This is a genomic window from Streptomyces sp. NPDC003011 (genome assembly GCF_053591515.1).
Window position 1 is genome coordinate 233260 of the sequence record NZ_JBSFTY010000002.1, and the last position, 10614, is coordinate 243873.

At 71.2% G+C, this 10614-nt stretch carries 12 protein-coding genes; 9 read left to right on the forward strand and 3 right to left on the reverse strand.

Annotated features, from left to right (window positions below):
• Positions 1-86 precede the first annotated feature (86 nt).
• Complete coding sequence (locus tag ACWD0J_RS02400; protein WP_451493837.1) at positions 87-1049, reverse strand: class I SAM-dependent methyltransferase; 963 nt, start codon at positions 1047-1049, stop codon at positions 87-89.
• A gap of 225 nt (positions 1050-1274) precedes the next feature.
• Between ACWD0J_RS02400 and rpsA the strand changes: the two genes are divergently transcribed.
• The 4 genes from rpsA to ACWD0J_RS02420 all read left to right on the forward strand — a co-directional run bounded on the left by rpsA (position 1275) and on the right by ACWD0J_RS02420 (position 5581).
• The gene (gene rpsA / locus ACWD0J_RS02405) at positions 1275-2786 is read left to right on the forward strand and encodes a 30S ribosomal protein S1 (RefSeq protein ID WP_451493838.1); all 1512 of its coding nucleotides are present in this window, start codon (positions 1275-1277) and stop codon (positions 2784-2786) included.
• Positions 2787-3548: 762 nt separating this feature from the next.
• Positions 3549-4487, forward strand: coding sequence for a PAC2 family protein (locus ACWD0J_RS02410; protein ID WP_451493839.1), 939 nt, complete (start codon positions 3549-3551; stop codon positions 4485-4487).
• Between the two features lie 45 nt (positions 4488-4532).
• The gene (gene coaE / locus ACWD0J_RS02415) at positions 4533-5150 is read left to right on the forward strand and encodes a dephospho-CoA kinase (RefSeq protein ID WP_451493840.1); all 618 of its coding nucleotides are present in this window, start codon (positions 4533-4535) and stop codon (positions 5148-5150) included.
• A 50-nt stretch (positions 5151-5200) separates the two neighbouring features.
• Positions 5201-5581, forward strand: coding sequence for a tetratricopeptide repeat protein (locus ACWD0J_RS02420; protein WP_399360686.1), 381 nt, complete (start codon positions 5201-5203; stop codon positions 5579-5581).
• A gap of 104 nt (positions 5582-5685) precedes the next feature.
• Here ACWD0J_RS02420 and ACWD0J_RS02425 read toward each other — a convergent pair whose 3' ends face one another.
• Positions 5686-5952 carry a DUF6343 family protein gene (locus tag ACWD0J_RS02425; RefSeq protein ID WP_451493841.1) on the reverse strand — a complete coding sequence of 89 codons (267 nt, stop codon included), beginning with the start codon at positions 5950-5952 and terminating at the stop codon, positions 5686-5688.
• A 76-nt stretch (positions 5953-6028) separates the two neighbouring features.
• Here ACWD0J_RS02425 and ACWD0J_RS02430 point away from each other — a divergent pair, with 76 nt between their 5' ends.
• The 3 genes from ACWD0J_RS02430 to ACWD0J_RS02440 all read left to right on the forward strand — a co-directional run bounded on the left by ACWD0J_RS02430 (position 6029) and on the right by ACWD0J_RS02440 (position 8256).
• Entirely contained in the window at positions 6029-6928 is a 900-nt protein-coding gene (locus ACWD0J_RS02430; protein ID WP_451493842.1) for an acyltransferase domain-containing protein, read from the forward strand.
• Positions 6929-7003: 75 nt separating this feature from the next.
• Positions 7004-7684 carry a class I SAM-dependent methyltransferase gene (locus ACWD0J_RS02435; protein WP_451493843.1) on the forward strand — a complete coding sequence of 227 codons (681 nt, stop codon included), beginning with the start codon at positions 7004-7006 and terminating at the stop codon, positions 7682-7684.
• A 113-nt stretch (positions 7685-7797) separates the two neighbouring features.
• Complete coding sequence (locus ACWD0J_RS02440) at positions 7798-8256, forward strand: DoxX family protein (RefSeq protein WP_451493844.1); 459 nt, start codon at positions 7798-7800, stop codon at positions 8254-8256.
• A gap of 127 nt (positions 8257-8383) precedes the next feature.
• Here the strand turns inward: ACWD0J_RS02440 and ACWD0J_RS02445 are convergent, their stop codons facing one another.
• Complete coding sequence (locus ACWD0J_RS02445; RefSeq protein WP_451493854.1) at positions 8384-8845, reverse strand: RNA-binding S4 domain-containing protein; 462 nt, start codon at positions 8843-8845, stop codon at positions 8384-8386.
• Positions 8846-9351: 506 nt separating this feature from the next.
• On the opposite strand from ACWD0J_RS02445, the gene ACWD0J_RS02450 reads away from it, so the two are divergent.
• Together ACWD0J_RS02450 and ACWD0J_RS02455 are read left to right on the forward strand one after the other, a co-directional pair.
• Complete coding sequence (locus tag ACWD0J_RS02450) at positions 9352-10101, forward strand: uracil-DNA glycosylase (RefSeq protein ID WP_451493845.1); 750 nt, start codon at positions 9352-9354, stop codon at positions 10099-10101.
• Between the two features lie 122 nt (positions 10102-10223).
• The coding region (locus tag ACWD0J_RS02455; protein WP_451493846.1) for a leucine zipper domain-containing protein at positions 10224-10614 on the forward strand (391 nt) is incomplete at its 3' end.

Genomic DNA, 10614 nt, shown 5'->3' on the forward strand with positions numbered 1-10614 from the left:
AGTACCGCTCAGTACCGCCGGTCCGCAGTACCGCTCACTACCGCCCGAAGGTCCGCCGGTCCCGGGCGAACGCCCGCTCGCCCAGGTCAGTCCCGCTCGCACACGAAGATCGCCGTGCCCGGGATCAGGTTTCCGCGCAACGGTGACCAGCCGCCCCACTCGGCGGTGTTCCAGGCCGGCCACTCCGGTTCGACCAGGTCGACGAGGCGGAACCCCCCGGCCACCACGTCACGCACCCGGTCACCGATCGTCCGGTGGTGCTCGACGTACACCGCGCGGCCCTCGTCGTCCTGCTCGACGTAGGGGGTGCGGTCGAAGTACGAGGCGGCGACGGACAGCCCCTCAGGGCCGGGCTCGTCCGGGAACGCCCAGCGGATCGGGTGCGTCACCGAGAAGACGAAACGGCCGCCCGGACGCAGCGTCCGGCGCACCTCCTTCAGGACCAGCACCGGGTCGGCGACGAAGGGCAGCGCCCCGTACGCCGAGCAGGCCAGGTCGAAGGAGCCGTCCGCGAAGGGCAGCGCGCCCGCGTCGGCACACACCAAGGGGAACGACCCGCCGATGCGCAGCGCGTGCTGGAGCTGGCGGTGGGAGATGTCCAGGGCGACCGGACGGGCCCCCTGCGCGGCGAGCCAGCGCGCGCACTGGGCCGCGCCGGCGCCGATCTCCAGGACACGCTTGTCCTTCAGTTCCTCCGGCGGGCCCAGCAGCTCGGCCTCCACCTCGTCGAGTCCCTCGGGACCCCACACGAAACGGTCGTCCCCGAGGAACGTGCCGTGCTCGACCTGGTACTCGTCCGCGTTGCGGTCCCACCAGCCCCGGTTGGCCCGGGAACTCTCGGTGACGTCGGCCGCACGCCGGGTGGCTTCCGGCTCGGACGCTTCGGGCTCTTGGATGACCGGCTCCCTCGTATTAGTCTGCGGGCTCTTCCGTCCGACCTGCCGGCGGTGGACGTCACGAATGGGGCGCCGTCGGGCCCGCGTGGCCTCGTGCGACAGGTTTTGTGCCGGGTATGCGGCGATCCGCCCCGGGTGGGTGCCTTCGCGCATTGACCCTGCTCGGCTGCCCCCGTATGCTACAAGTTGCGCTGCGGGCCTGCGCTCCTCAGACGTAGCAGGCTGCGCTCGCATCTGTTGTATGTCCCCTCGGTTGTCGAGGCGCCACCAGTGGTTTTGTGTGGCGCTTCCTTGGCTGTCCGGCTTCTGCAGAGCGAAACGGGCTCCCGGCGTAAGCAGTACCTACGACTCACTGTCCGTACCGGAGCCCTTTCCCACATGACGAGCAGCACCGAGACCACCTCTACCACTCCGCAGGTAGCGGTCAACGACATCGGTAACGAGGAAGCCTTCCTCGCCGCGATCGACGAGACGATCAAGTACTTCAACGACGGCGACATCGTCGACGGCGTCATCGTGAAGGTCGACCGGGACGAGGTCCTGCTCGACATCGGTTACAAGACCGAAGGTGTCATCCCGAGCCGCGAGCTCTCGATCAAGCACGACGTCGACCCCAACGAGGTCGTCGCCGTCGGTGACGAGATCGAAGCCCTTGTTCTCCAGAAGGAGGACAAGGAAGGCCGCCTGATCCTCTCGAAGAAGCGCGCCCAGTACGAACGCGCCTGGGGCACCATCGAGAAGATCAAGGAAGAGGACGGCATCGTCACCGGTACCGTCATCGAGGTCGTCAAGGGTGGTCTCATCCTCGACATCGGCCTCCGTGGCTTCCTGCCGGCTTCCCTCGTCGAGATGCGCCGTGTCCGCGACCTCCAGCCCTACGTGGGCAAGGAGCTCGAGGCCAAGATCATCGAGCTGGACAAGAACCGCAACAACGTGGTCCTGTCCCGCCGTGCCTGGCTCGAGCAGACCCAGTCCGAGGTCCGCCAGACCTTCCTCACGACCCTCCAGAAGGGTCAGGTCCGTTCCGGCGTCGTCTCCTCGATCGTCAACTTCGGCGCCTTCGTGGACCTGGGTGGCGTCGACGGACTGGTCCACGTCTCGGAGCTCTCCTGGAAGCACATCGACCACCCCTCCGAGGTTGTCGAGGTCGGCCAGGAAGTCACCGTCGAGGTCCTCGACGTCGACATGGACCGCGAGCGTGTCTCCCTGTCGCTGAAGGCGACCCAGGAAGACCCGTGGCAGCAGTTCGCCCGGACCCACCAGATCGGCCAGGTCGTGCCCGGCAAGGTCACGAAGCTGGTTCCGTTCGGTGCGTTCGTCCGCGTGGACGAGGGCATCGAGGGCCTGGTCCACATCTCCGAGCTGGCCGAGCGCCACGTGGAGATCCCGGAGCAGGTCGTCCAGGTCAACGACGAGATCTTCGTCAAGGTCATCGACATCGACCTCGAGCGTCGCCGGATCTCGCTGTCCCTCAAGCAGGCCAACGAGTCCTTCGGTTCCGACCCGGCCTCGGTCGAGTTCGACCCGACGCTGTACGGCATGGCCGCGTCGTACGACGACCAGGGCAACTACATCTACCCCGAGGGCTTCGACCCCGAGACCAACGACTGGCTCGAGGGGTACGAGAAGCAGCGCGAGGAGTGGGAGCGCCAGTACGCCGAGGCGCAGTCCCGCTTCGAGCAACACCAGCAGCAGGTCATCAAGTCCCGCGAAGCGGACGAGAAGGCCGCTGCAGAGGGTGTCGACGTCGCGGGTCCGGCTCCGGCCGCGTCCGGTGGCGGCGGCGGCGGTGGTTCGTACTCCTCCGAGGGCGCCGACACCTCCGGTGCGCTGGCCTCGGACGAGGCGCTTGCCGCGCTGCGCGAGAAGCTGGCCGGCGGCCAGAGCTGAACAACGCTTGCCGCTGAGGCCTAGCCGCTAGCTGAGGGGCCGTACCTTTCGGGGTACGGCCCCTCGGTCTGTACGGAGACATGCGGGATGCACGAGTAACTGACGGCCCGTAACCGGCCATGAGGAGGCTTCCCCGGTCATTCATGACCGGAGAGGGGCCGCGAGCCCGGCGTGCCCATCGAGGTGTTCACCAACATCGACGCGGACGCGTACCCCTGCGACGGGTCCGCCGGTATGACGCCGCGGTGCGGTACCGCACCGCGACGGCCGATGTCTGCGGCCGTGTCTCCGAGTTGCTCGCCAAGGCCACCGAGAAGGGCGCGGTGGGAGGGGACTTGACGGCCGACGGCAAGGAGCGCCTCGTCGACTTCCCGGACGACTCCCCAGACGCCCCATCTGGAGGCCGTCCGGCACGACACGCCCGGCGGTCCCGACGACGTCAGGCTGCAGGCCGCTGAACGAGCCACCGGGCGCGTCTGCTTCGTGGGGGACTGGCTCAGCCACACCGACGCCTGGCAGCCCGGATGTTCACCTCCACTGTTCACCTCCACGCGCGCAACGCCGTGGCCGCGCTGCACGCGCGCGTGCTGGCGACGTGACGCGGTCACCACGGTGACGCCTCCGCACGCTCGCGTGCGGACCGGTGACGCGCCGGTGCGGCGCATGAAAGGCCAGTAAGAGAAGCCTGATCAGGAGTGCGGGCGGGAATGCCCACGTCCTGCGCCGCGTTGTGGAGTACGAACACGAGGAGGAGCGGTCACAGTGCTTGATCCGCAGGGTTTGTACGCATGGGAGCCGAAGGGCCTCGCCGTGGTCGACATGGCGCTCGCCCAGGAGTCGGCCGGACTTGTCATGCTCTACCACTTCGACGGGTACATCGACGCGGGCGAGACCGGCGACCAGATCGTCGACCGGCTGCTCGACTCGCTGCCCCATCAGGTCGTCGCCCGCTTCGACCACGACCGGCTGGTGGACTACCGCGCCCGCCGTCCCCTGCTGACGTTCAAGCGCGACCGCTGGGCCGAGTACGAGGACCCCGCCCTTGAGGTGCGACTGGTCCAGGACGCCACCGGGGCGCCCTTCCTGCTGCTGTCGGGCCCCGAGCCGGACGTGGAGTGGGAGCGCTTCTCCGCGGCCGTCCAGCAGATCGTGGAGCGGCTCGGCGTCCGCCTGTCGGTGAACTTCCACGGCATCCCCATGGGCGTCCCGCACACCCGCCCGGTGGGCCTCACCCCGCACGGCAACCGCAACGACCTCGTCCCCGGCCACCGCAGCCCCTTCGAGGAGGCCCAGGTGCCCGGCAGTGCCGAGGCCCTGGTCGAGTACCGCCTCATGGAGGCCGGCCACGACGTCCTGGGCGTCGCCGCGCACGTGCCGCACTACATCGCCCGCTCCCCGTACCCGGACGCGGCACTGACCGTCCTGGAGGCCATCACGGCGGCCACCGGTCTGGTCCTGCCGGGCATCGCGCACGCCCTGCGCACGGACGCCCACCGCACGCAGACCGAGATCGACCGGCAGATCCAGGAGGGCGACGAGGATCTCGTCGCGCTCGTCCAGGGCCTTGAGCACCAGTACGACGCCGCCGCGGGCGCCGAGACCCGCGGCAACATGCTCGCCGAGCCCGTCGAGATTCCCTCGGCGGACGAGATCGGCCGCGAGTTCGAACGCTTCCTGGCGGAGCGGGAGGGCGACGGCTGAGTCCCGCCGGGACCGTTGTCAGTGGCAGGCCCTAAGCTTCGGCCCATGCTGAAAGTGGGCCTGACCGGCGGTATCGGCGCCGGTAAGAGCGAGGTGTCACGACTGCTCGTGGAGTGCGGTGCGGTACTGATCGACGCCGACCGGATCGCACGCGAGGTCGTCGCGCCCGGGACGCCCGGCCTCGCCTCGGTCGTCGAGGCCTTCGGCCCGGACGTGCTGACGGCCGACGGCAGCCTGGACCGGCCCCGGCTCGGCTCGATCGTCTTCGCCGACCCCGACAAGCTCGCCGTCCTGAACTCGATCGTCCACCCCTTGGTGGGCGCCCGCTCCCGCGAGCTGGAAACCGCCGCCGCCGAGGACGCCGTCGTCGTCCACGACGTCCCGCTCCTCACGGAGAACGGCCTCGCCCCGCTGTACGACGTCGTGGTCGTCGTCGACGCGAGCCCCACGACCCAGCTCGACCGCCTCGTCGGGCTGCGCGGCATGACCGAGGCGGACGCCCGCGCGCGCATGGCCGCCCAGGCGACACGCGAGAAGCGCCTGGAGATCGCGGACATCGTCATCGACAACGACGTACCCCTGGACGACCTGCGGCGACGCGTGCGGGAGGTATGGGCCGACCTGATGCTCAGAGCCCACGCGCCTCGGGCCCCTCAGGAATAGCGCTCCCCGGTCCGGGCGTTGAACCCTTGCAGAGAGGGAAGGATTGTGCCGTGCCCGAGACCAGCGGATCGACCGGACGTACTCCGGAGACGCATGTCATCGACTTCCGTGCCGCCGAGCAGTTGCTCGCCGCCCGGGACCCGCGCGGCGCGGTGAAGCTGCTCGATTCGGTGATCGCCGCCCACCCGGAGAACACCGCTGCCAGGCTGCTGCGCGCGCGGTCCTTCTTCGCGGCCGCGCAGCTGAGGCCCGCCGAGCTGGAGTTCACCATCGTGCTGGAGCGCGAGCCCGACAACGCGTTCGCGCACTTCGCGCTCGCCCGGACCTACGAGCGTCAGGGCCGGCCCGACGAGGCCCGGCGCCACTTCCGCCTGGCCGCCGCGCTGGATCCGAAGCCGGAGTTCCTGAAGGCGGCCCGCTTCGAGTCGTGAGGGAGAGCCCCGGAGGCGGCGAGGCGTCGCCTACGGGGCAGGGCGGGGCCGGCGGAGCGGCTGGGGGAGCGGCCGGCGAGCCTTCGGCCGTCCGTCGGCGTCGGCTAACGGTGACGGTTCTCCGGGGGCGGGTACGGCGGGATGCCGGGCCCCGGCTGGTAGTGCGGTCCCTGGCGGATGTGCCTGATGACGAGGGCCAGGTCGACCGTGATCACCAGCCACAGCACCCCACAGGCGATGGCCCACCCCGGGTGTCCGGCCAGGGCGAACGCGGCCGTACCGGCGGTCGCCCAGATCAGGCCCCACACGCTCAGCCAGAACCGCGCGCGCAGCGCACTGCGCGCGGTCCTCGGTTCACTGCCCGTACGCATCCGGATCACTACTCCACCTTGCAACGTACCCTTCGGAACGGACGTCCACCCAGGAGTCCGGACAGGGGGTCACCGCGTGCTTCCGGATGCCGACGAGCTGGCCGAGGTGCTGCTGGACCTGGCCGTGCCGCACGAGGACATCGACGCACTCGTCCGGATGGGCCGACGGGTCACGGACGACCCCGAGCTGCTGCGGTTCCTGGAGGCGTCGGTCGAGGAGCTCGTCCGGGACATGGGCGAGATCCGCGGCACGGTCGACCTGCCCGAGCTCGACTGGGCGTCCGGCGCCCTGCGGCGCTGCTTTCCCGCGTACGTGTTCGTGGCGGCGCTGCCCCACACCCTCGCCCACCACCGCGAGCGCGGCGTCCCCGCCGAGGTCTCCCGGCGCACCCTCGCCGACCTCGGCCGGAACATGGCCGTGTACCGCAGGCGCCACGGCCGGGCGGGCGTGCAGGCGCCGCGCTGGCTCACCCACCACTTCCGGGGCGAGCTGTACCAGCTCGGCAGACTGCAGTTCGAGCGGACGCGGCACGGGCAGCGTACGGCGCGGATGCTCGCGCCGGCCGGACTGGACATCGCGCTCGGCACGCCCTGCCTGAACCTCCACATCCCCGACTTCCTCGGCCCGCTGTCCCCGGCCGCCTGCGACCGCTCGCTGGCGCTGGCCGACGCGTTCTTCGCACGCCACCACCCCGAGGAGAAGTACCGGGCCGCGCTGTGCCACTCCTGGCTGCTCGACCCGCAGTTGCAGCGGTACCTGCCCGAGGACTCCCACATCGTCCGGTTCCAGGAGCGCTTCCGGGTCGCCCGGGAGGACACCGAGCCGTCGGACACGGAACCCGTCCAATTCGTGTTCGGGGACCCGGAGTCCGCCGTGGAGAGCCTGCCTCGCCGCACGTCCGTGGAGCGGGCCGTCGGTGACCATCTGCGGGCGGGCGGCCACTGGTACATCGGGCACGGCTGGTTCCCGCTGTAACTCGGACGGGTGAACCGGGAGCCGGGTGGGAACGGGCGTGCGGATGCGGGCCGTTGGACGGGCATGAAGCGAAACATGCGAACGGGACATGAGGGGACGGGGCCCGGGGCGATCACCCCGGACGGCTGTGCGGTCGAGTTCTACGCGCGGCTCCCCGTGGGTCCGGAGCCGGACATCATCACCGGGGCCGTGCCGGCGGGGGCGCGCATCCTGGAACTGGGCAGCGGCGTCGGGCGGATGACCCACCCCCTGCTGGAGCGGGGCTTCACGGTCACGGCGGTGGACGAGTCCGCCGAGATGCTGGAGCGCGTCCGCGGAGCGCGCACGATACGCGGCCCCATCGAGGACCTCCACCTGGACGAGACGTTCGACGTGGTGATGCTCGCGTCGTTCCTGGTGCACACCGCAGACGTCCGGATACGGCAGGCGCTGCTGCACACCTGTGCCCGGCATGTCGCGCGGGACGGCTGCGTACTCGTCCAACGCGAGGGCGAGGACTACCACACGAACGTGCCGCGCGAGCGGGTCGACCCCAGCGGCTTCACCGTACGGATCGCCTCGTCGGAGCCGCTCGGCGACGGAGTCCACGAGGTGCGTGCGGAGTACGAGTTCCCGGACGCGAGCTGGACCCAGACGTTCCGGGCCCGTCCGCTGACGCGGGAACAGTTCGAGGAGGCACTGTCGGAGGCGGGGCTGCGGGTGGACCGCTACCTGACGGCGGACGGGACGTGGGTGCGGGCCGTTCCCGCGGCCTAGGCGTATTGCCCCGTGATCCACAGCGAGTTGTTCGCCGGACGGCGATGAGTTCGGCATCGTGCGTCGGTCTGTCCTTGTGACAGCACACGGACCGCTTCACCCAGGAGACCCCGATGTCCGAGACCACCGCTCCCGTCCCCGCCTCCGGCTCCTCCGGCACCGTCGTCGCCGAGTCCGCGACCGCCCGCGGGCGCCGTGCCCGGATCGCCCTGCGCGGCCTTCAGGTGCTGCTCGCCCTCTTCTTCGTGATCGCGAGCGCGCTGCCCAAGCTGATCGCGCACCCCTCGGCCGCCGAGGGCTTCGACGAGCTGGGCTGGGGCAGTGCGGGCATGTACGCCATCGGAGTCCTCGAACTGGCCGGCGGGATCGCGCTGTTGATCCCGATGCTGCAGTCGGTGGCGGCCGTGGCGCTGAGCGCGCTGATGGTGGGCGCGTTCATCGTGACGGTCACCGCCTTCGACGGGGAGAACGCGGCGACGCCGCTGATCCTGATCGTGCCGCTCGCCCTGATCGCTTGGGCGCGGCGGGACAGCAACGCTCAGCTGCTGCGGTGGGTGCGGCGACAGGGCTGAGAAGCGGTGTCCCCCGTGCTGGCTTGTTGTCCGGCCGCCACCGCCACCGCCACCGCCACCGCCACCGCTGCCGTCACCGCCGTCACCGGCATGGTCGGTGTGCGCGGGGTCCGACCTGGGGCCGGGGTCAGGGTTCCTCGGGCCGGGTGCCTCCCGGCAGTCCCCGCAGGCGTTCCAGCTCGCGGCGGTCGCGCTTGGTCGGGCGGCCCGCACCGCGGTCCCGGATGCCGGCCGGGGCGACGGCCTCGCGGGGCGGGGGCGGCGGGCTGTTGTCGACATAGCACTGGGCGGCCACCAGGGCGCCGACCCGCTTGCGGAGCAGCCGCTTGACGACGACGATCCGCTCCCGGCCCTCCTGCCGTACCCGTACCTCGTCGCCGACGCGCACGGAGTAGGCGGGCTTCACCCGCTCGCCGTTCACCCGGACATGGCCGCCTCGGCAGGCGGTGGCTCCCATGGAGCGGGTCTTGACCAGCCGGACCGCCCAGATCCAGCTGTCGAGGCGCACGGACTGGCCGTTCTGCGGACCGGCCGCCTCGGCGGCGGCCACAGCGGCGGCGACCTTGGGGTCCACGTCCTTGGGGTCCACGTCCGCGTTCTCGGGGTCGGCGGCCGGGACGGTTGCTCCGGCACGGGGGGCTTCGGCTCCGGGTGGTTCGGGGGCGGTCTCATCGGTGCCGGTTGTTGCCGTGTGGGTGCCTTCGCCGGACCGGCCGGCCGTGCTGGATCCACCGGGCCTGCCGGAGTCACGGGACCTGCCGGAGTCACGGGACCTGGCGGACGCGCCGGATCCGGCGGAGCCGGCAGGTCCGGCGGAGCCGCTGTTCTCGCGAGGGCTGCCCGCCCCGGTCGCCCTGCTGGCCCCGCTGGCCCCGCTGGTCCTGTTCGTCCCGCTCGTCTTCTCGTCGTCCGTGTGCTCCACAGCCATGCTTCCGACCTTAGTCCCCTCGGCCGGGCGGCTCAGGTGGCTTTTCCGCGTGGACGGGCGGAGCCGCCCCGCAGGTTCCGGGTGGGCCGGTGCGGGCGAGGGCTGAGGTGAGGCTTCCCGGTGCACCGGCGTGGGGGCGGAGCCCTGGGCTTCCGTACGGTGGAGGCATGGACACCAGCGGACGTTCCGGGCTCGACGGGCTTGACGGGCTCGACGGGCTTGACGGGCGGATCGCGGGGTGCCGGGCCTGTCCTCGGCTGGTCGCCTGGCGCGAGGAGGTGGCCCGCACCAAGCGCGCCGCCTTCGCCGACTGGACGTACTGGGGCCGGCCGGTACCGGGCTTCGGCCCGCCCGACGCCCGGCTGCTGATCGTGGGCCTCGCCCCGGCCGCGCACGGCGGGAACCGCACCGGCCGGATGTTCACCGGCGACCGTTCCGGAGACGTGCTGTACGAGGCGCTGTACGACGTGGGCCTCGCCTCGCAGCCCACCTCGGCGACCGCCGACGACGGCCTGGAGCTGTACGGCGTGCGCGTCACCTCGCCCGTGCACTGCGCCCCGCCCGCCAACAAGCCCACCCCCGAGGAGCGGGACACCTGCCGACCCTGGCTCGTCCAGGAACTGAACCTGCTCCGGCCGACCCTCGGGGCCGTGGTCGTCCTGGGTGCCTTCGGCTGGCAGGCCGCGCTGCCGGCGTTCGCCGAGGCGGGCTGGAAGGTGCCCCGGCCTCGCCCCGCCTTCGCCCACGGCGCCCACGTGCGGCTCGACGGCCTGGACCTCTTCGGCTGCTTCCACGTCAGCCAGCGCAACACCTTCACCGGCCGGCTCACGCCCGCGATGCTGCGGGAGGTGCTGCGTACGGCGGCGCGGGCGGCGGGGCTGCCGACGGCATCGTACGGGGGACCGGCCCTGCCCTAGGTGTTCTGTCCCGGGAGGTTGTGGACGGTGACAGGGCTCACGGCTGATCGATCTTGAAATGGGTGAGGGCCTTCTGGCCTGGTGTGGATTGCGACATCTGCACCAGCAACAGAAAGGCCCTCGTGCCCCACCGTAATGCACCCTTGACCGAGATGGGCCGCCTGCGTCTGGCCCGCTGCGTGGTCGAGGACAACTGGCCCCTCAGACGCGCTGCGGAACGCTTCCAGGTCTCGCCGACCACCGCCCAGCGATGGGCCGACCGATACCGGCAGTTCGGCGAGGCCGGGATGTGCGACCGCTCCTCCCGCCCGCACCAAAGCCCACACCGGACCCCGACCCGCACCGAGCGCCGGATCATCAAGGTCCGCATCCTGCGACGGTGGGGCCCGGCCCGCATCGCACACCTACTGCGGCTGGTGCCCTCGACCGTGCACCGCGTGCTGACCCGATTCGGCCTGGCCCGCCTCGCGCATCTGGACCGCGCAACCGGCCGGGTCATACGCCGCTACGAAC